Here is an 18,251-nt window from a genome sequence, read left to right as displayed (position 1 = left end):
TGGCGCTCTACTGTCGGACAGGGTCCGGTGCCTTTCACAGGTGCCGGGCCCTGTTCGCGTTCGTCAGGCGGGACAGTTCGTCCTCGGTGAGTGTCAATTCGCCGGCGGCGGCGGAATCGCGGATGGTTTCCGGACGACTGGAGCCCGGGATCGGGATGGTCACCGGGGAGGTGGCCAGCAGCCAGGCGAGGGCGACGCGTTGCGGGCTGACTCCGCGTTCGGTGGCGACGGCGGCGAACGCGTCGCCGGCTCCGCCGAGTCCGGCGGAGTGGCCGATGCCGCCGAGGGGGCTCCAGGGGAGGAAGGCCAGGCCCAGTTCGGTGCACAGGTCGAGCACCGGCTGGTGTGTGCGGACGGCGGGGGAGTACTCGTTCTGGACCGAGACCAGGGCGTCGCCGAGGATCTCGCGGGCGAGCCGGACCTGGGCGACGTCGACGTTGGAGATGCCGGCCGCGCGGATCTTTCCCGCCTGGTGGAGGTCCCGGATCGCGCCGAGCGAGTCGGCGTACGGGATGTGCCGGTCCGGGTGGTGCAGCTGGTAGAGGCCGATCGCCTCGACGCCGAGGCGGCGCAGTGAGCCCTCGCAGGCGCGCTCGAGGTGGGCCGGGTCGCCGTTGACGGTCCAGGTGCCGTCGCCGGGGCGGCCGCGGCCGCCCTTGGTGGCGATCAGGACGCGGTCGGCGTCCGGGCCGTAGGCGGTGAGGGCCCGGGCGATCAGGTCCTCGTTGTGGCCGTACTCGTCGGCGTGCCAGTGGTAGGAGTCGGCGGTGTCGATCAGGGTGATGCCCGCGTCGAGGGCGGCGTGGACGGTGGCGACGGCGCGGGCCTCGTCCGGGCGGCCCTCGACGGAGAGCGGCATGGCGCCGAGGCCGATGGCGCTGGTCCGGACGGTGCCGAGGAGGCGGGTGGCGGGGTTGGTGGTCGGGCGGATGGTCGGGCGGATGGCCGGGTCGGTGGTCATGCGGGGAGCTCCTGTCCACGGGTGGCGGCGAGCAGGCCGGGGAGCCAGTCGCGGGTGTGCGAGAGGGGGTGGCCGAGCCGCTGGGCGCGGGAGTTGTCCATGCCGTAGTAGCGGTCGAAGGAGAACGGCGAGGCCTCTTCGCCGGGGCCGGGTGCGGCCGTGCGGTAGGGGCGGCCGGCCGCGATGAGGTCGCAGAGGTCGGTGGCGGTCAGTTCGCCGTGCGAGGAGAGGTTGACCGGGCCGGTGAACTCCTCGGCGGCGGCCCAGGCCAGGAAGGCCGCGGCTTCGGCCTCGTGGGTGTAGGAGGAGGGCAGGTTCCCGGGGTGTACCAGGACGGGCGCGCCGGTCTCGATCCGCTCGGTGTAGTGGGCGAGCCGGCCGGTGAAGTCGCCGGCGCCCAGGACGTGTCCGAGCCGGACGGAGACGAACGGGAACGCCCCGCTGCGGGTGAGCACGGCCTCGGCCTGGCGCTTGCCCTCGCCGTACGAGGTGTCGAGGAACTCCCGGTCGGTCCAGGGGAGTTCCATCCTGACCGGCCATCCGGCCGGGTCGACGGCGGACTCGGCCAGGGGCCGGCCGACGGGGTGCGGTTCACCGGTGCCACCGGTCCCACCGGTGTCGTAGACCTCGATGGTGGAGGTCATCAGGTAGCGGCCGGTCCGCCCGGTGAAGGCGCGGACGGCGAGTTCGGCCTGGCGCGGGGTGTAGCAGACCTGGTCGATCACCGTGTCGAAGTCCCGGCCGGCGAGTGCGGCGGTCAGCGCCTTCTCGTCCGCCCGGTCGGCGACGAGTGCGGTGACGCCGGGGGGTGGCGGCGTCGAGCCCCGGTTGAGCACGCTGACCCGGACTCCGGAGTCGCGCAGTCGGCTGACCAACTGCCGTCCGAAGTACCGGTTTCCCCCGATGACGAGCACGTTTTCCATACCCACAAGTGTTATGGTGCGGCGCGGTTCGATGAAGGGGTGATCATGGGAGTTCAGGCGCTGCGACCGAAAGACCAACGGCAGTCGGGCGGTTCGGCCGACGATTCGTCGGTGGGTGCCCGGGGCGGTGCCGGCGGGGGTCTGGACGCGGTCGACCTGCGGCTGCTGGAGCTGCTCCAGTCGGAGGGCCGGATCACGCTCAGCGAGCTGGGCCGGCGGGTGAACCTCAGCCCGGCCGCGGTCGGGGAGCGGGTGCGCCGGCTGGAGGCGGGCGGCACGATCACCGGGTACGCGGCGCAGGTCGCGCCGGAGCGGCTGGGGTACGGCATCCGGGCCTTCGTCCGGGTCTCGCCGCACGCCCGGATGACGGTGAAGTACCTGCGCAGCCAGGACCTGCTGCACCGGCCGGAGGTGCTGGAGGTGCACCACGTGATCGGTGAGGACTGCTGGGTGTTCAAGGTCGCGGCGCGGGACACCGCGCACCTGGAGGAGCTGATCGAGGTGATCTCGCTGCTGGGACGGACGACGACCTCGGTGATCCTCTCCTCGCCGGTGGACCAGCGGGTGCTGCTGCCCTCGGACTGACGGGGCGCCCCGGCCGGACTGGCGGGGGTCCGAAGACGGGCCCGGGGGCTCAGGACGGCTGCCGGTCCGAGCCCAGTTCGCGCGAGATCCGCAGCCCGGCCTGGGCCACGACCGGACCGAGGGCGCGCACCCGGGCGGCCGTCATCCGCGAGGTGAGTCCGGAGACGGAGAGCGCCGCCGTCACCTCGCCGGTGTGGTCGAAGATCGGCGCGGCGACGCAGCGCACCTCGGGCTCGTTCTCCCGGTCGTCGATGGAGTAGCCGCGGGCGCGGATCCGGGCGAGGTCGGCGCGCAGCCGGGTCTCGTCCGCGATGGTCCAGGCGGTCACCGGGCGCAGGCCGGCCGCGACGACCTCGGTGACGGCCTCGTCGGGGAGCCAGGCGAGGATGGCCTTTCCGGTGGCGGTGCAGTAGGCGGGGGCGCGGCTGCCGACCCGGGAGGCCATCCGGACGTTGGTCTCGTCCTCGACCTTGTCCAGGTAGACGATGCCGGGGGCCTGCCAGACGGTCAGGTGGACGGTCTCGCCGGCCTCGCGCTGGAGCCGGCGCAGGTGTTCGGCGGCGACGCTGCGCAGGTCGAGGGTGGTCAGGTAGGCCTGGCCGAGGCGCAGCGAGCCGTGGCCGAGCCGGAACCACCCGGTCTCGCGGTCGCGGTCGAGCAGGTGCTCGTCGAGCAGTGGTCCGGCGAGCCGCAGCACGGTGCTCTTGTTGAGGTCGAGGGCCTCGGCGAGTTGGGCGAGCGGGACGCCGCGCCCGTCGGCGTGGTCGCGGACGTAGCCGAGGACGGCGAGCGCGCGGCGCAGCGAGGAGGACTGGTTGCGTTCGGTCGCGGGCTTCTTGGGTGCCGTCTCCGTCATGGGTCGGGTCCGTTCCCTGGTGGTGTGTTCCCCGGTGGTGTTTCCCGGTGGTGCGTGCCGGTGCCGTGTTCCCCGGTGGTGTTCCGCGGGTGTTCCCCCGCGCGTCGGCGGCGGTTGTCAGAACGTACCCGTTCGAGGCCGTGGCACCGCGTCTTCGATACAACGTTGTGCATTGCAAAACTTTCGTCAACCCCCTCTTGTTGGCGCCGATCGCCCCCGCCTAACGTCCCTGCCATCGAGCAGGCGACGTCGCCCCACCCGAGCGCTGCGGCCTGCCCCCACCCCACCACTTCACCCACCATCGGCCCCGGTCAGGGCCTGCTTCGACGCGCCCGCCCCCGGCGGCGCGCGTCCCGGCGGCAGCTGTCGGGAGGGGAGGTCTCCACCATGCGACCCATCGGACGGACCGCGGTGGCCGCGGTGCTCGCCGCCGGCTGCCTGGCCGCCACCGCCTGCGCCCCGGGCACCGCCTCGTCGGCGGGCGGCAGGGCCGGTGACGACCGGACCGGCACGCTGCAGGTCTGGCTGTACAACGAGGCGGGCAACGCGGCCAAGGAGGCCGTGATCGCCAAGGCCGTCAGCGAGTTCCACTCCTCCCACCAGGGCGTCACCGTCAACGTCAGCTACATCGACACCGACGCCTCGGCCCGCGCGGCCAAGATGAAGGGCGCCTTCAACGACCCCAACAGCGCCCCGGACCTGGTCGAGTTCGGCAACACCGACCTGCCCGGCTACGTCGCCGCCGGCGGCCTCGCCGAGATCGGCGCCGACCTGGACGCCTGGAAGGACAAGGGCGACCTCGACCCGGCGATCGCCAGGACCGCCGTGGTGGACGGCAGGACCTACGGCCTGCCCTGGTGGGTCGGCGTACGCGCGCTCTACTACCGCACCGACCTGTTCGCCGAGGCCGGGCTCACCCCGCCGACCTCGTACGCCGAACTGGTCACCGCCACCCGGAAGATCCACGCCGCGCACCCGGACACCTTCGGCATCGCGGTCGGCGGCAAGTACACCTTCGGCGCGCTGCCCTTCGTCTGGGACGCGGGCGGCGACATCGCCGCCAAGGACGGTGCGACGAAGGACGGTGCCGCCAAGGACGGTGCCGCGTTCAAGGCGGCCCTCGACTCGCCCGCCTCGCAGGCCGGGATCAAGCGCTACACCGACCTCTTCGGCGCCGACGGCTGTCCCGCCCAGCAGTGCGCGGACCTGACCGGCGGGAAGACCGTCGACCTGTTCGCCGCCGGGAAGTCGGCGATGGCGATCCTGCTCAACTCCAACCGCGGCAAGGTGGAGGCGGGCGGGGCCAAGGGCAGGTACGGCGTGGTGCCGCTGCCCGGCGAGAAGCCCGGCTCGGTCGCCCCGGCCTTCGCCGGCGGCAACAACCTGGGCGTCATGAAGGCGGCCAGGCACCGCACGCTGGCCGTCGAGTTCGCCGAGCTGCTGGCGAGCCCGGCGTACCAGGAGCAGATGTACGACGCGATGGGCAACCTGCCGACGCTCAGGTCCGTCAGCGGCAAGGTCGCGGCGAAGGACCCGTTCCTGAAGCCGTTCACCGACACCATCGCGGCCGGCACCAGGTTCGTCCCGCTCCACCAGGCCTGGGCGCAGATCGACGCCCAAGCGGTGATCCCGACGATGCTGCAGCAGGTCGTCACCGGCAAGGCGGACGTGGCCAAGGCCTCCGGCGACGCCGCGGCGCAGATCGACGCGGCCTTCGCCGGGCACTGACGGGCCCGCATCGGCGTCTGTCCGACGCTCACGCGCCTGACGGTCCCGCGCCTGACGGCCACCCACCTGACGGCCCCGCGCCTGACGCTCCCAGTCCCGGTTCGTCACAGAGAGCAGGTCCCGCACGTGTCCGCATCCACCACGGCACCCCCGGGCGGCCGGCGCCGTCGGCCCCCGTTGCTGCTGCTCCTGCCGGCCGCACTCGTCCTGATCCCGCTGGTCGCCTACCCGATCTACCAGCTCGGCCTGCTGTCCGTCCTGGACTTCGGGCAGGCCCAGGCGTCCGGCGGCGTGCCGACCTCCTTCGTCGGGTTCGGCAACTACGCCACGATCCTGGCGGACGACCAGTTCTGGACGGTGCTGCTGCAGACCGTCGGCTTCGCCGCGTTCTGCGTGGTCGCCACCCTGGCCGTCGGCGCCACCCTCGCGGTGCTGCTCACCAAGGTCGGCCGATGGCCGCGGCTGCTGCTGACCACCGCGGCCGTCGCGGCCTGGGCGGCGCCGGCGATGACCGGTTCGACGGTGTGGAGCTTCCTGTTCGACACCAACCTCGGCCTGGTCAACCACACCCTGGAGCGGATCGGGCTCTCCGGCTTCCACGAGTTCAACTGGTTCTACGACAAGTGGACGGCGTTCCTGATCGTCGGCGCCGTGGTGGTGTGGCACTCCTTCCCGTTCGTGATGGTCACCCTGTACGCGGGCATCCGCGCCATCCCGGAGGAGGTCATGGAGGCGGCCGCGCTGGACGGCGCCGGCACCTGGACCACCTTCCGCCGGATCACCGCGCCGATGCTGCGGCCGATCCTGACCATCGTGGTGATCCAGTCGGTGATCTGGGACTTCAAGGTCTTCACCCAGATCTACGTGATGACCGAGGGCGGCGGCATCGCCGGCCAGAACCTGGTGCTCAACGTGTACGCGTACCAGAAGGCCTTCGCCTCCTCGCAGTACGGGCTGGGCGCGGCGATCGGCGTGATCATGCTGCTGATCCTGGTGGTCCCGACGGTCCTGTACATCCGCGGCCTGCGACGGACGGGGAACGAGCTGTGAACATCCTCCGCAACAGCCGCAACAGCCGCAACAGCCGCGGCCGGTGGCGGCTCGCGGCCGACACCGGCGCGGTCGTGGTGGCGCTGGTGACCGCCTTCCCGGTCTTCTGGATGGTGCTCTCGGCCTTCAAGCCCAAGGGCGAGGTGCAGTCGCTGGATCCGAAGCCCTGGACGGCCCACCCCACGCTGGAGAGCTTCCGCCAGGTGCTGAGCGTGGACGGCTTCGGCCGGTACTTCCTGAACAGCCTGGTGGTCGCGCTGTCGGTGGTGGTGCTCTCGGCGGTCGTGGTGTTCCTGGCCGCGGTGGCGGTGACCAGGTTCAGGTTCCGGTTCCGCACCACGATCATGGTGATGTTCCTGATCGCCCAGATGATCCCGGTCGAGGCGCTGACCATCCCGCTGTTCTTCATGTTCCGCGACGCCGGGCGGTTCGTCCCGGGCGTCGGGCTGAACACCCTGGCCTCGCTGGTCCTGGTGCAGTTGGCGTTCTCGCTGCCGTTCGGGATCTGGATGATGCGCGGCTTCGTGGCCGCCGTCCCGGTGTCGATCGAGGAGGCCGCGCAGATCGACGGCGCGAGCCGGACCCGCATCCTGTGGCGGATCCTGCTGCCGCTGGTGGCCCCCGGCCTCGCCGCGACCAGCGTGTTCTCCTTCATCGCGGCGTGGAACGACTTCGTCTTCGCCAAGACCTTCATCATCAGCGCCACCGACAACCAGACGCTGCCCTCGGCGCTGCTGGTCTTCTTCAAGCCGGACGAGAACGACTGGGGCGGCATCATGGCGGCGTCCACGCTGATGACGGTGCCGGTGCTGATCTTCTTCGTCGCGGTGCAGCGCAAGCTGGTGTCCGGACTGGCGGGCGCGGTGAAGGACTGACGCGGTGAAGGCCCGGCGCGGTGGAAGACCGAGGCGGTGACGGACTGACCGGAGGACCGGTACCCGGTCGGCTCAGGCCGCCCGCGCGGACTCCCGGGACGGGACGGCGACCAGGACGAACACCGCCCCGACGTCGTCCCGGACCAGTGCGGCGCGGCCGAACGGCGTCGGCCCGGGCCCGGTGAGGACGGTGCCGCCGAGGGCGCGCAGCAGGTCGGCGGCGCGGTCGGTGTCGGCGGTGCCGAAGTGGGCCAGCCAGCGCGCTTCGTCACCGGCACCGGACGGGCCGAGGCTGCAGGCCGGGAGGCCGCCGGCCCGGGCGAGGGAGTGGCCGGCCCGTGGCCGGTCGTAGGTGTAGCCGAAGACGCGGCGGTAGAAGGCGCGGGCGGCGTCGGGCTCGGGGGAGAGGTGCTCGTTCCAGGTGAGCGCACCGGGCTCGTCCACCAGGCCGGCCCCGTCGATGGCGCCCGCCTGCCAGAGGCCGAAGGGCGCGCCGAGCGGGTCCACGGCGAGCGCGGCCCGCCCCTGGTCGGGGACCTCGTACGGTTCGCGGGTGATCCGGCCGTCCGCGGCGCGGATCAGCGTGGCGGTGCGGCGGAGGTCGGCGCAGGCGAGGTGGGTGGTCCAGCCGACGGGCAGCGCGGGGTCCGGGGGTGGTCCGACGGCCGCGACCTGGGCGCCGTACCGGGTGGCGACCGCCTCGGCGGGGCCGGTCGGGACGAACTCCCAGTCGAACAGGGCGCCGTAGAAGCGCTGCGCCCCGGGGCCGTCCGGGGTCGTGAGCACGACCCAGCAGGGCACGCCCTCGTGGTACCTGCCCGGCTTCGGCATGCCGCCGCCCTCCTGCTGCCACTGGCCACAGCCACCGGCCCCCACCCGCCAGCCTCCGCGCCGGGCGGGGGCGCGGCAACCGGGGGCGGGGCAGCGAGTGGCGCGGCGGCCGAGCCGGTCCGGGGCTCAGGCCACGCCGTGCGGCCGGAACTGGATGCTGATCCGCGGCCCCACCGGGCGGGCGGTCTTGGGGATCGCGTGCTCCCAGGTGCGCTGGCAGGAGCCGCCCATCACCACCAGGTCGCCGTGCCCGAGCGGCCGCCGGACGACCGTCCCGCCGCCGAACCGCGGCCGCAGCGCGAGGGTGCGGGGCTCGCCGACGGAGAGGATCGCCACCATGGTGTCCTCGCGGGCGCCGCGCCCGATCCGGTCGCCGTGCCAGGCGACGCTGTCCCGGCCGTCCCGGTAGTAGCAGAGCCCGAGGGTGCGGAACGGTTCGCCCAGCTCGTCCGCGTAGTGCCGGCTCAGTGCCGTGCGGGCCTGCCCGAGCACCGGGTGCGGCGGTTCGGTGTCCGCCGGGTAGGAGGCCAGCAGGCGGGGGACGTCGACCGTCCGCTCGTACATCTCGCGGCGCTCGGCCCGCCAGGGCACGGTCGTGGCCAGCTGTTCGAACAGCTCGTCGGCGCCGTGCAGCCACCCGGGCAGGACGTCCAGCCAGGCGCCGTCACCGAGCTCCTGCCGGCGCAGGCCGACGAGCGGGCCGAGGCGGACGCCGTCCTGCTCCGCGTCGTCGAACAGCGAGGGCTGGAGGTGGAGGGTGCCGTGCATGGGGCCAGCGTACGCCCTCATTCGAACACCTGCTCGAAAATCTCGTCGCGATCGGCAGCGTACGGCCGGGGTACGGCCGGGGTGCGGCCGGGGTGCGGCCGGGGTGCGGCCGGGGTGCGGCCGGGGTGCGGCCGGGGCAACCGCCGGGGCTCCCGAAGACCCCAGACTTCTGGGGTACCGGCCGGGCCCGGCGGGTCGAAGACTGCGGGTATGGACACCATCGAACGGAACAAGAGCACGGTCACCGCGTTCATCGACGCGCTCTTCAGCAAGGGTGACCTGGGGGCCGTCGACGAATACCTCGCCGAGGACTTCGTCAACCACGACCCGCCGTTGGGCGGCGGCGCCGACCGTGAGGGGATGCGCCGGGCCGGAGCGCTGTTCCGGGCCGCGTGCCCCGACTGGCACAGCGACCAGGACCTGGTCATCGGGGAGGGTGACCTGGTGGTCGAGCACTTCACCGCGAGCGGCACGCACCGGGGTGAGCTGTTCGGTGTGGCTCCCAGCGGCCGACCGCTCAGTCTGCCCGGGATCAACATCTTCCGGGTCCGCGACGGGCGGATCGTCGAGCGGTGGGGCCGCCTCGACGAGCTCGGACTGCTGAGGCAGCTGGGCCTGGCGCAGGAGTAACGTCGGTCCCATGGCGGCATCACTGGTGGAACGCCGGACGGCCGGGCTCGTCGAACGCTGCTACGCCGGGTCGGACCCGGTCCGCTTCCGGGCGGACGTGGTGCCGCGCCTGCGGCGACTGGTCTCGGCCGAGGCGGTGTTCTTCGCCACCGTGGACCCCGCCTCCCTGCTGTTCACCTCCGCCGTCGCGGAGGACCCGCTGGCAGCCGAGACCGCCCGCTTCCTCGAGAACGAGTTCGGCCGGGCCGACGCCAACAAGTTCTCCGAGCTGGCGGGGGCCGCCGACCCGGTGGCCACGCTCGGCCGGGCGACCCGGGGCGACCTCACGGCCAGCCCCCGCTACCGGGAGATCATGGCGCCGCTCGGTCTCGGTGACGAGCTCCGGGTGGCCCTGCGGTACGGCGGGTGCTGCTGGGGCGTGCTGTGCCTGCACCGGGAACGGGCGGACACCGGTTTCGACGACGGGGACCTCACGGTGCTGCGGGCCGTCGCGCCGCACCTGGCCGAGGGGATCCGGCGCTCGGTCGCCCTCGGTCCGGCCGCCCTCGGTCCGGCCGGCGCGGGGCCGGCGCCGCCCCGGCCGGAGGTCCCCGGAGTACTGCTGCTCGGCGTCGGACCGGCGCTGCTCTCCGCCAGCGGGGAGGCCCGCGAGTGGCTCGCCCGACTCGACCCGGCGGACTTCCCGCCCGGCGCCCAACTCCCCTTCGCCGTCAGCGCGGTGGCCGCGAGGCTGGCGCGGCTCGACCACGAGCCGCCCGACCGGGTGCCGCCGCCGTCGGTGCGGGTGCGTGACCGCTTCGGCGAGTGGTGGAGCGTCCACGCCACCCGGCTCACCGGCCCGCCCCGGCCGCAGACCGCGGTGGTCGTCGAGCCCGCGCCGCCGCACCAGCGGTACTCCCTCCTGCTCAGCGCGTACGGGCTGAGCCCGGCGCAGACCCGGGTCGCCACCCTCGTCCTGCGCGGCCGTTCGACCCGCGAGATCACGGATGAGCTGTGCATCTCGACGAACACCGTGCAGGAGCACCTCACCGCCGTCTTCGACCGGCTCGGCGTCCGCAGTCGCCGGGAGCTGGTCGCGCTCGCCTTGGCAGGGGGCGGCCCGGCCTGACCGGGTGGGCATCGCGGGCGGGGGCTTGAAGGCAGGCCCTAGCCTGCCGGTATGGCGATCAACGGCTTCGGGATGACCGAGTTCCAGCTGGTGCTGCTGCGCCGGATGGCCGACTACCAGCCCGGGCTGGTGGAGGAGGCGGTGCGGCGGCTCGGGGCGACCAGGGGCTCGATGCGGGAGGCGAACAAGCGGTGGCAGGCGATGGTCAGGGCGCCCCGGTTCCCGCGCGGGGCGGCCCGGTTCACCGCCGTGCTCGGGCCGGCCGGGGCGAGTGTGCCGCGGCGGATCGGGGACCTCGCGTGCACCGCGCGCCAGTGGGAGCTGCCGCTCTGGCCCGAGCTGAGGTTCGAGGTCCTGCTGGGCCCGGCGGAGATCGGCTCGCCGGTGCTGAACGAGTGGCTGGTGCGGGCGGCCGGGGTGCCGCCGCCCGCGCTGCGCACGCTCGCCGATCTGCGGCCGTGGAGCTGTGTGGTGGGGGATGTGGGTGCGGCGTTCCCGGCCGCGGTGCCGCGCGAGGGGAGTGCGCCGACCCGGTTCCAGCTGGACTTCGGGGCGCCGGACGGCGCCGGGCGGGTGGGCCGGTGGACGGCGGACTTCACCTGGGGGCTGCTCCAGGAGGTCCGGCCGGTGGACGGTACGCCTGGCCACGGCGCGGGAGGGGTTGAGTGATGCAAGGAGATATTCAGTTAATGCCTTCGATTTGCAGGCAATAAAGGAAGCATGGCAGCATAATCGCAGTCACCTTGAAAGCCTGACATCGGAAAGCGAAGGATCATGTCGGACGGCGCTCGCGTCATCGTCGGAGTAACCGGTTCACTGCACAGCCTGACCGCCCTGCACCGGGCGGCCGAGGAGGCCCGGATCCGGCAGGCCGTCCTGGTCCCGGTGCTGGCCTGGACGCCGGTCGGCGGCGAGCGCAACTACCGGGCCCGGCCGTGCCCGCCGCTGCTCCGTGCCTGGCAGGACCTCGCCGACGCGCGGATGGAGCGCGCCCTGGAGCAGGCCTTCGGCGGGCTCCCGATCGGCGTGCCGGTGCGGCCGCTGGTCGTGCGCGGCGAGGCCGGGCCGGTGCTGACCGAGCTGGCCGACCGCCCGGGCGACCTGCTGGTGATCAGCACCGGCGAGCAGGGCGGCCTGCGCGCCCGGCTGCGCCGGCTGACGCGCCGCTCGGTCACCCGCCACTGCCTCGACCACGCCCGTGCCGGGGTGCTCGTCGTCCCGCCCTCCACGCTGCACGAGGACCTGCGCGCGCTGCACCGCGGCATCGACCTGCGGGAACTGGTCGCCGCCTGACCCGCCGCCCGACGTCGCGGCCCGCCCCTGCTGCCCGACTGGCCGTCAGGAGTGGTGCACCGTCCGGCCGTCGACCACCGTACGGGTGGGGAGGAGGTCGCGCAGCGCGTCCGCCGGGCAGTCCAGCGGGTCGAGCGGCCAGACCGTGAGGTCGGCGAACGCCCCCGGCCGGAGGCTGCCGCGGACGGTGTCCTCGCCGGTCAGCCGGGCCGCGTTGACGGTGTGCAGCGCGATCGCCTCGGCCCGGTCGATCCGGTGCTCGGGGCCGACCACCCCGGCCGTGGTGCCCCGGGTCGTCATGCCCCACACCGAGACCATCGCGCCGTACGGGCCGACCGGGAAGTCGGAGCCGCCGGTCAGCAGCGCGCCCTCGTCCAGCCACTCGCGCAGCGGGAACAGCGCGGCCGTGCGCTCCTCGCCCCAGGCCCGCTGCTGGGCGAGCGCACCGTCGTGCAGCAGCGGGTGCTGGACGGTCACCGGGATGCCGAGCGCGACCGCCCGGGCCCGCTGGTCCGGGCGGGCCAGGCCGCCGTGCTCCACCACCAGCGTGCCGGGCGCCAGGCCGGGGTGGCGCTTGAGCACCCGCTCGAAGACGTCCAGCAGGACGCGCAGACCGCGGTCGCCCCACGCGTGCACGCCGACCCGCCAGCCGCGCCGGACCACCCGGTCCACCGCTTCGAGCAGCTCGTCCGGCTCCCAGAGCAGTCGGCCGTGGTAGCACGGCTGCCCCTGGTACGGCTCCTCCAGCGCGCCCGCCTCGAAGCCGCCGTCGATGCCGAACTTGACGCCCCACAGCCGCAGTCGGTCGTCGTCGCGGCCGTCCGCGCGCCAGGCGTCCATCCGGTCCAGCAGGGCGTCCACCTGCTCGGGCGTGCGGGCCGCGAAGCCGGACACCAGCGCCCGGACCCGGACGGCGAGCGCGCCCTCGGCCCGGGCCGCGTCCAGCACGTCGAGGTCCTCGACCGGGACCAGGCAGTCGCGGACGGTGCCGATCCCGGTGGCGGCGTAGTCGGCTGAGGCCGCGCGCAGCCCGTCGATCCGCTCGGCGAGGGTGGGGCTCGGCAGCACCCGTTCGACCGGCTCGACCGCCCGGTTGATCAGCCGCCCGGTGAGCCGCCCCCGCTCGTCGCGCTCGATCACGCCCCCGGGCGGGGCCTCGCTGGCGTCGGTGATCCCGGCCAGCCGCAGCGCGGCCGAGTTGAGCACCATGTTGTACGCGCCGCGGCGCACCAGTACGGGGTGGTCGGTGGTGGCGGCGTCCAGCTCCTCGGTGGTGGGCATCCGCTGCTCCGCCAGCAGCACCTCCTGCCAGTTGATCGTGGTCCGGATCCACTCCCCGGCCGGGGTCCGGGCGGCGCGCTCGCGGATCAGCGCGAGGAACCCGGCGAGGTCGCGGGCCCGGTGGACGGGCACCCCGTGCACGCTGTGGGCGGCCAGGACCAGGTGGGTGTGGGTGTCGTCGAAGGCGGGCAGCACGGTCGAGCCGGGGGCGTCCACGACCTCGGTGTCCGGGCCGATCAGGGCGTCCAGGCCGTCGGGCGCGGGGGAGAGCGCGGTGACCCGGCCGTCGGTGACGGCGATCGCGCGCCGCGGCGGCTCGCCGGGCACCAGCGTGTGCACGGCGGCGGCGCGGATCAGCAGGTCGGCGGGGGGCTGGCCGGCGGGGGGCTGGGGGGTCATGACGGCTCCTGGGGGTGCTCCTGGGGGCGGGACAGACCGGTGACCTTCTCGACGTACCGCAGACTGGGCTCGGCGAGCAGTCCGTGCAACTCGGTGAAGACCGCGCGGGCCGGGACGGCGTTCCAGTCGGCGGGCAGCAGCTGCGCGGGCAGCCCCGGGTCCAGGTAGGGCAGGCGGCGCCACTGGGTGAGCATCGGGACGTAGGCGCGGAACGCCTCGGCGGGGTCGGGCCGGGGCGGTCGTCGCTCACCGGGTTCCCGGCGCTCACCGGTCGCCCTGGGCTCGCCGGGCTCGTCGGTCGCCCTGGGCTCGCCGGGCTCCCTGAGCTGGTCGGCCACCGGGCGCCAGGCGTCGGTGAAGGCCGCGTACTGCGCCTCGATCGCCGGGAGGTCCCACCAACCCGCCACCGCCGTACGGAGGTCGGCGAAGCCCGCGTACTCGGCGGAGAGGAAGAGGTGCACGTAGGCGCTCAGCCCGAGGCGCTCCAGCAGCCGGCGGGCGTCCGGCAGCAGCCGGGCGGGGGCCAGCCAGACGCCGGGCGCGGCGTTGCCGAAGCCGAGCCAGCTCAGCCGGGACCGCAGCTGGTGGCGGTGGGCGCGCTCGGACTCGGGGACCGAGAAGACCGCCACCACCCAGCCGTCGGCGAGCCCGGCGGGCTCCAGGCTGTGGAAGATCCGCCGGTCGCCCTCCTCGAACACCGGCTCCATCGCCGGGGCGAGCCGGTAGCCGGTCCCCGCCCGGCGCTCCTGGAGGAGGGTGCCGGCCTTCTTCAGCCGGGACGTCGCCGAGCGGACCGCCGGGCCGTCGACGTCCAGTTCGGCCATCAGCGCGATCAGGTCGGCGATCGATATCCAGCCGCCGAGGCGGCGGACGAACTCCCCGTAGACGGTGTGGATCAGCGAACTCGGCCGGGGCGTGCTCTCCGACATGCGTGGGCGCTCCTCCCCGGCGAATGGTGGTGCCCCGGCGGTCCGGTGGCGGGGTGCCCCCGTGAACCGGCGCGTGACCGGGCGACTGAACCGGCGCGTGAACCGGTGCCCCGGTGACCGCTGGTGATCATAGCCTCGGTCCCGGAGGTTCAGGCCTCCGCGTAGGCGCCGGAGAGCAGGTGCCCGGCCCCGGGCGCGACGGCGGGCAGGCCGAGCGCGCGCAGCAGCTGGTGGGTGGTGCAGATCGCGGCCGAGACCACCGGTTTGCCCAGCTGCTGCTCGGCCTCCTCGACGGCGGACAGCGAGGGCATCTGCACGCACGCGGAGAGCACCACCGCGTCCGCGTCGGCGTGGGCGAGGCCGCGGGCGATCGCGGGCAGCCGGGCCGGGTCGTGGGCGGCCACGTCGAGGTTGTCGGCGATCTCCAGGGCGGCGTGGTCGAGCACCTCGATGCCCTCCTCGGCGAGGTAGTCGACGACCGTCCGGGCCAGGGGCCGCAGGTACGGGGTGACCATCGCGACCTTCTTGGCGCCGAGCGTCCGCAGCCCGGCGACCAGGGCCCCGGCGCTGGTGACCACGGGCGCCGGCGCGCCGTTCTCCACGGTGCGCCGGTGCAGCCGCCGTTCGGCCTCGCGGTGGTAGCCGGGGCCGGTGGCCATCACGGCGACCAGGCAGGCGTAGCCGATCACGTCCACCCGGGCGTCCGAGAGTTCGGCGGCGCAGCGGTCGGACTCGCCGTCCATGGCCCGCAGTTGCTCGGGGGTGACCCTGGTCATCCGCATCCGGCTGGAGTGGAAGGTGAACCGCTCGGGGGCGACCGCCTCACGGGCCCGCAGCAGGGCGGGCACCTCGGTCTCCATGGTGACGTTGGAGCTCGGGACGATCTGGCCGATCCGGTACGGCGGCATCAGCGGGTGCTCCCTTCAGCGGGCGTCGATCACGGGGTTGGCGAGCGTGCCGATCCGTTCGATGGTGGCCTCGACCAGGTCGCCGGGCTGCAGGAACTGGGGCGGGACCATGCCGGCGCCGACGCCCGAGGGGGAGCCGGTGGCGATCACGTCGCCCGGTTCCAGGGTGACGCCGGAGGAGATGTCGGCGATCAGCCGGGCGACGCCGAACAGCATGTGGCGGGTGTTGGAGTCCTGCCGCGGTTCGCCGTTGACCCGCAGCGAGAGGTCGAGCCGCTGCGGGTCGGGGATCTCGTCGGCGGTCACCACGACCGGGCCGAAGGGCGCGTAGCTGTCCTGCCCCTTGGAGAAGAACCACTGCCCGGAGCGGCGCTGGTCGCGGGCGCTGATGTCGTTGACGATGCTGTAGCCGAACACGTGCCGCAGGGCGTCCCGTTCGTCGACCTGGAAGGCGGGTTCGCCGATCACCACGGCGAGTTCGCACTCCCAGTCGAGCTGCTTGGTGAGGTTCGCGTTGTGCCGGATGGGCTGGCCCGGGCCGGTGACGGCGGTGGACGGCTTGCCGAACAGCACCGGGCGGTCCGGCAGTTCGCGCTCGGTGTCCAGGGTGCGGTGCGACTCGGCCACGTGCTCCACGTAGTTGAGACCGACGCCGACGATCTTGCCGGGGCGCAGCGGCGCGCGCAGCGTCACCTCGGCGAGCGGCCGGGTGGCCGGCGTCCCGGCGGTCAGTTCGCGCGCGGTGGCCAGGGCGGGCGCCCCGGCGCGGATCAACCCGAGCAGGCTGTCCGGCAGTTGCGCCCCGGCGGCGTCGGCCAGGGCGGTGAGCTCGGCGACCCGGTCCCCGTCGAGCAGCGCGCCGAGGCGCGGGGTGTCGTCGCCGTCGGCGCAGTAGGTCAAGAGGTGCATGGCGGTGGGTCTCCTGGTCGGGCGGTTCGGCGGGCAGGCGGGTAGGCGGTCGAGGGGTTGGGCGGTCAGCCGGTGGTGGTGGGCTGGTGCCCGTCGTGGTCCTGGTAGGCCTCCTCGCGGTACAGGCCGAGCGAGTGCGTCACCGGGAAGTCGTTGAAGGAGAACAGGCAGGCGTCCTCGCCCTGGTCGAGGTTCGCGTGCTCGTGCCAGGCCCAGGACGGGACGACGAAGATGTCCCCCTGCTGCCACTCGAAGCGCTGCCCGGCGATCACCGAGACGCCCCGCCCCTTGGCCGCCGTGTAGACCACCGAGCCGGTGTGCCGGTGGGCGCGGGTGGCCTGGCCCGGGCGCAGCAGTTGCAGGTGGGCGGCCATGGTCGGCATCACCGAGCCGCCGGTGACCGGGTTGGTGTACTCCATGATGACGCCGTCGTACGGCGATCCCTCGGTGGCGCGGGCCAGTCGGCACAGTGCGTGGTAGCTGGGCTCCCAGGGCCAGCCGAACAGCGGCGAGTACGGCCGGCTCCACTTCTCGGAGCCGTACGGCAGCAGGTTGCCGCCGTAGCTGAGCAGCGAGGAGTTCACCACCGGGCCGGGGCGCTGGTACAGCTCCGGGTGGACCTCGTAGAAGTTGGCGTCAAGCGTGTTGACCAGCGGGATGTCCAGGCCGTCCTGCCAGATCACCGGGGCGTCGTCGGACTCGTTCCCGTGTTCGTGCCAGGTGTTGTTGGGGGTGATCGCGAAGTCGCGCGGGCCGACCTTGAGCCGCTGGCCGTCCACGACGGTCCAGGCGCCGTTGCCCTCGTGGACGAAGCGCAGCGCGGAGGCCTGGTGGCGGTGCGCGGTCATCGCCTCGCCGGGGCCCATGATCTGCAGACCGGTGTACAACAGGCCGACCGCTGCGCTCAGTTCGCGGCGGCCGGGGTTCACCAGCATCACCACCCGGCGGCCGGCGTCATCGGCCTTCACCAGGGGCAGCGCCTTGCGCACCAGCGGGCGCAGCTCCGTGTAGCGCCAGAGCACCGGCACGGACTTGGGCTGCGGGTACCAGGGCTCGATCTCGTTCGCCACGGTCCACAGCGCACCGGCCTCGTGCTTGGCCAACTCCTCGTAGTAGGCGAGCAGTTCGGGGCTGTCGGGGACGCGGGCCCGGCCGATCCGGTCGTCGTCGTGACTGCTGTCGGTCATGACTCCTCCTCCTCTTCCTCGGGGAACACCAGGGGCCGCAGCGGGCGGTCGTTCACGTGCAGCCGGAAGACGTCGAAGCGGTTGTAGTGGCCGACGATGTCGTGCATCTGCTTGGGCTGGATGCAGCGGCCGAGGTCGATCTCGGCGTAGACGATGCCCTCCTCGTCCACCAGCGGCTCGGTGACGGCGCGGCCGTCGGGGCCGAAGATCCCGGAGAGGGCGTTGCGGGGGCGGGAGAGCTGCTTGCGGATCTGCGGGTCGTCGCCGGCGATCTCGTCCACGATCTCGGGCGAGATGGTGGAGCAGGAGACGACGGTGAACAGCTTGCCCTCGAAGCAGTGGGCGGCGGCGCGCAGGGCGATGGCCTCGGCCATGTCGTAGTCCTCCGGGGCCACCGGCAGGGCGATGTAGGCGGCGGCGTGGACGAGTTCGCCCTGGGCCAGCAGGGTGAAGCGGGCCAGCGTGTTGGTGTTCTCGCCGCAGGCGAGCGCGCCGAGCGGCCCGACCTTGGTGCGGTGCACCTTGAGGGTGCTGCCGTCGCCCTGGGTCCAGGTCAGCTTCTCGGCCCAGGTCGGCGCCAACTTGCGGTGGACGCTCAGCAGTTCGCCGTCCGAGTCGATGATCAGCAGGGTGTTGTGGAGCACCCCGAGGCTGTGCCGGCCGCGCTCGTTGACGCCGATCACCAGCACCACGCCGGCCTGCCGGGCGGCGGCGCGCAGGGTGTCGACGTACGGACCGGGCACGTCCACGGCGGCCCGGTAGAGGCGCTCGTACCAGGGCGAGCCCTGCAGCGGGGTCATCGTCCAGTTCCAGTACGGGTAGCCGGGCACGAAGACCTCGGGGAAGACCACCAGTTCGGCGCCGTGCCCGGCCGCCTCCTGGATCAGCGCGACGGCCTTGTCGACGGTGGCGGCCGGGTCCAGGTAGACGGGGGCGGCCTGGACGGCGGCGGCGGTGAAGCGGGGCAGGTGGGGCATGTGCTCAGCACTCCTCGGTGCTCGTCACTGCTCGGTTCTCGTCTCTCCTCGGT

19 protein-coding genes are annotated in these 18,251 nt (G+C 73.6%); 8 read left to right on the top strand and 11 right to left on the bottom strand.

Annotated features, from left to right (window positions below):
- Positions 1 to 34: 34 nt before the first annotated feature.
- Together ACYP53_RS35330 and ACYP53_RS35325 are read right to left on the bottom strand one after the other, a co-directional pair.
- Positions 35 to 961, bottom strand: coding sequence for an aldo/keto reductase (locus ACYP53_RS35330; protein ID WP_459650458.1), 927 nt, complete (start codon positions 959 to 961; stop codon positions 35 to 37).
- Positions 958 to 1,884, bottom strand: a complete 927-nt coding sequence (locus ACYP53_RS35325; protein WP_189917456.1) for an NAD-dependent epimerase/dehydratase family protein — start codon at positions 1,882 to 1,884, stop codon at positions 958 to 960. The genes ACYP53_RS35330 and ACYP53_RS35325 overlap by 4 nt, the downstream gene beginning before the upstream one ends.
- A 45-nt stretch (positions 1,885 to 1,929) precedes the next feature.
- On the opposite strand from ACYP53_RS35325, the gene ACYP53_RS35320 reads away from it, so the two are divergent.
- Positions 1,930 to 2,469, top strand: a complete 540-nt coding sequence (locus ACYP53_RS35320) for an Lrp/AsnC family transcriptional regulator (protein ID WP_189917458.1) — start codon at positions 1,930 to 1,932, stop codon at positions 2,467 to 2,469.
- A gap of 49 nt (positions 2,470 to 2,518) precedes the next feature.
- Here the strand turns inward: ACYP53_RS35320 and ACYP53_RS35315 are convergent, their stop codons facing one another.
- Positions 2,519 to 3,325: an IclR family transcriptional regulator gene (locus tag ACYP53_RS35315; RefSeq protein ID WP_189917461.1), complete on the bottom strand. Its 807-nt coding sequence runs from the start codon at positions 3,323 to 3,325 to the stop codon at positions 2,519 to 2,521.
- Positions 3,326 to 3,712: 387 nt separating this feature from the next.
- Between ACYP53_RS35315 and ACYP53_RS35310 the strand changes: the two genes are divergently transcribed.
- From ACYP53_RS35310 to ACYP53_RS35300, 3 genes are all read left to right on the top strand, one after another.
- On the top strand, positions 3,713 to 5,053 hold the full coding sequence (locus tag ACYP53_RS35310) for an extracellular solute-binding protein (RefSeq protein WP_459650457.1): 1,341 nt from the start codon (positions 3,713 to 3,715) through the stop codon (positions 5,051 to 5,053).
- Positions 5,054 to 5,179: 126 nt separating this feature from the next.
- Positions 5,180 to 6,103 carry a carbohydrate ABC transporter permease gene (locus tag ACYP53_RS35305; RefSeq protein WP_459650456.1) on the top strand — a complete coding sequence of 308 codons (924 nt, stop codon included), beginning with the start codon at positions 5,180 to 5,182 and terminating at the stop codon, positions 6,101 to 6,103.
- A 2-nt stretch (positions 6,104 to 6,105) separates the two neighbouring features.
- Positions 6,106 to 6,978: a carbohydrate ABC transporter permease gene (locus ACYP53_RS35300; RefSeq protein WP_459650954.1), complete on the top strand. Its 873-nt coding sequence runs from the start codon at positions 6,106 to 6,108 to the stop codon at positions 6,976 to 6,978.
- 72 nt (positions 6,979 to 7,050) lie between these two features.
- Here the strand turns inward: ACYP53_RS35300 and ACYP53_RS35295 are convergent, their stop codons facing one another.
- Together ACYP53_RS35295 and ACYP53_RS35290 are read right to left on the bottom strand one after the other, a co-directional pair.
- Positions 7,051 to 7,809, bottom strand: a complete 759-nt coding sequence (locus ACYP53_RS35295; protein WP_459650455.1) for a VOC family protein — start codon at positions 7,807 to 7,809, stop codon at positions 7,051 to 7,053.
- Between the two features lie 126 nt (positions 7,810 to 7,935).
- Positions 7,936 to 8,577: an alpha-ketoglutarate-dependent dioxygenase AlkB gene (locus ACYP53_RS35290; protein WP_189917469.1), complete on the bottom strand. Its 642-nt coding sequence runs from the start codon at positions 8,575 to 8,577 to the stop codon at positions 7,936 to 7,938.
- Positions 8,578 to 8,787: 210 nt separating this feature from the next.
- Here ACYP53_RS35290 and ACYP53_RS35285 point away from each other — a divergent pair, with 210 nt between their 5' ends.
- From ACYP53_RS35285 to ACYP53_RS35270, 4 genes are all read left to right on the top strand, one after another.
- A complete protein-coding gene (locus ACYP53_RS35285; protein ID WP_459650454.1) occupies positions 8,788 to 9,207 on the top strand; it encodes an ester cyclase in 420 nt (139 codons plus the stop codon).
- A gap of 10 nt (positions 9,208 to 9,217) precedes the next feature.
- Positions 9,218 to 10,315: a LuxR C-terminal-related transcriptional regulator gene (locus tag ACYP53_RS35280; RefSeq protein ID WP_459650453.1), complete on the top strand. Its 1,098-nt coding sequence runs from the start codon at positions 9,218 to 9,220 to the stop codon at positions 10,313 to 10,315.
- A gap of 51 nt (positions 10,316 to 10,366) precedes the next feature.
- A complete protein-coding gene (locus tag ACYP53_RS35275) occupies positions 10,367 to 10,984 on the top strand; it encodes a hypothetical protein (RefSeq protein WP_459650452.1) in 618 nt (205 codons plus the stop codon).
- Positions 10,985 to 11,089: 105 nt separating this feature from the next.
- Positions 11,090 to 11,608 carry a universal stress protein gene (locus ACYP53_RS35270; protein ID WP_189917484.1) on the top strand — a complete coding sequence of 173 codons (519 nt, stop codon included), beginning with the start codon at positions 11,090 to 11,092 and terminating at the stop codon, positions 11,606 to 11,608.
- Positions 11,609 to 11,653: 45 nt separating this feature from the next.
- Here the strand turns inward: ACYP53_RS35270 and ACYP53_RS35265 are convergent, their stop codons facing one another.
- The 6 genes from ACYP53_RS35265 to ACYP53_RS35240 all read right to left on the bottom strand — a co-directional run bounded on the left by ACYP53_RS35265 (position 11,654) and on the right by ACYP53_RS35240 (position 18,198).
- Positions 11,654 to 13,288, bottom strand: coding sequence for an amidohydrolase (locus ACYP53_RS35265; RefSeq protein ID WP_459650451.1), 1,635 nt, complete (start codon positions 13,286 to 13,288; stop codon positions 11,654 to 11,656).
- The gene (locus ACYP53_RS35260; RefSeq protein ID WP_459650450.1) at positions 13,285 to 14,217 is read right to left on the bottom strand and encodes a PaaX family transcriptional regulator; all 933 of its coding nucleotides are present in this window, start codon (positions 14,215 to 14,217) and stop codon (positions 13,285 to 13,287) included. Before ACYP53_RS35260 ends, ACYP53_RS35265 begins: the two co-directional genes overlap by 4 nt.
- A 149-nt stretch (positions 14,218 to 14,366) precedes the next feature.
- Entirely contained in the window at positions 14,367 to 15,125 is a 759-nt protein-coding gene (locus ACYP53_RS35255; RefSeq protein ID WP_308437578.1) for a maleate cis-trans isomerase family protein, read from the bottom strand.
- Between the two features lie 15 nt (positions 15,126 to 15,140).
- On the bottom strand, positions 15,141 to 16,034 hold the full coding sequence (locus tag ACYP53_RS35250; RefSeq protein WP_459650449.1) for a fumarylacetoacetate hydrolase family protein: 894 nt from the start codon (positions 16,032 to 16,034) through the stop codon (positions 15,141 to 15,143).
- A gap of 65 nt (positions 16,035 to 16,099) precedes the next feature.
- A complete protein-coding gene (locus ACYP53_RS35245; RefSeq protein WP_459650448.1) occupies positions 16,100 to 17,221 on the bottom strand; it encodes a cupin domain-containing protein in 1,122 nt (373 codons plus the stop codon).
- Positions 17,218 to 18,198 (bottom strand): carbon-nitrogen hydrolase family protein, encoded by a 981-nt coding sequence (locus ACYP53_RS35240; protein WP_459650447.1) that lies wholly within the window; start codon positions 18,196 to 18,198, stop codon positions 17,218 to 17,220. The genes ACYP53_RS35245 and ACYP53_RS35240 overlap by 4 nt, the downstream gene beginning before the upstream one ends.
- Positions 18,199 to 18,251: the final 53 nt, after the last annotated feature.

The organism is Kitasatospora sp. Ki12 (assembly GCF_054601375.1).
Note: the sequence above shows the minus strand (reverse complement) of the source record. Positions and strands in the feature narration are given on the sequence as shown.

Coding starts and splice junctions, on each gene's coding strand:
- ACYP53_RS35290 (WP_189917469.1), bottom strand. CDS start 8,577: ATGCACGGCACCCTCCACCTCCAGCCCTCGCTGTTCGACGACGCGGAG.
- ACYP53_RS35245 (WP_459650448.1), bottom strand. CDS start 17,221: ATGACCGACAGCAGTCACGACGACGACCGGATCGGCCGGGCCCGCGTC.
- ACYP53_RS35295 (WP_459650455.1), bottom strand. CDS start 7,809: ATGCCGAAGCCGGGCAGGTACCACGAGGGCGTGCCCTGCTGGGTCGTG.
- ACYP53_RS35325 (WP_189917456.1), bottom strand. CDS start 1,884: ATGGAAAACGTGCTCGTCATCGGGGGAAACCGGTACTTCGGACGGCAG.
- ACYP53_RS35255 (WP_308437578.1), bottom strand. CDS start 15,125: ATGCCGCCGTACCGGATCGGCCAGATCGTCCCGAGCTCCAACGTCACC.
- ACYP53_RS35240 (WP_459650447.1), bottom strand. CDS start 18,198: ATGCCCCACCTGCCCCGCTTCACCGCCGCCGCCGTCCAGGCCGCCCCC.
- ACYP53_RS35280 (WP_459650453.1), top strand. CDS start 9,218: ATGGCGGCATCACTGGTGGAACGCCGGACGGCCGGGCTCGTCGAACGC.
- ACYP53_RS35320 (WP_189917458.1), top strand. CDS start 1,930: ATGGGAGTTCAGGCGCTGCGACCGAAAGACCAACGGCAGTCGGGCGGT.
- ACYP53_RS35310 (WP_459650457.1), top strand. CDS start 3,713: ATGCGACCCATCGGACGGACCGCGGTGGCCGCGGTGCTCGCCGCCGGC.
- ACYP53_RS35250 (WP_459650449.1), bottom strand. CDS start 16,034: ATGCACCTCTTGACCTACTGCGCCGACGGCGACGACACCCCGCGCCTC.
- ACYP53_RS35315 (WP_189917461.1), bottom strand. CDS start 3,325: ATGACGGAGACGGCACCCAAGAAGCCCGCGACCGAACGCAACCAGTCC.
- ACYP53_RS35260 (WP_459650450.1), bottom strand. CDS start 14,217: ATGTCGGAGAGCACGCCCCGGCCGAGTTCGCTGATCCACACCGTCTAC.
- ACYP53_RS35275 (WP_459650452.1), top strand. CDS start 10,367: ATGGCGATCAACGGCTTCGGGATGACCGAGTTCCAGCTGGTGCTGCTG.
- ACYP53_RS35330 (WP_459650458.1), bottom strand. CDS start 961: ATGACCACCGACCCGGCCATCCGCCCGACCATCCGCCCGACCACCAAC.
- ACYP53_RS35265 (WP_459650451.1), bottom strand. CDS start 13,288: ATGACCCCCCAGCCCCCCGCCGGCCAGCCCCCCGCCGACCTGCTGATC.
- ACYP53_RS35270 (WP_189917484.1), top strand. CDS start 11,090: ATGTCGGACGGCGCTCGCGTCATCGTCGGAGTAACCGGTTCACTGCAC.
- ACYP53_RS35285 (WP_459650454.1), top strand. CDS start 8,788: ATGGACACCATCGAACGGAACAAGAGCACGGTCACCGCGTTCATCGAC.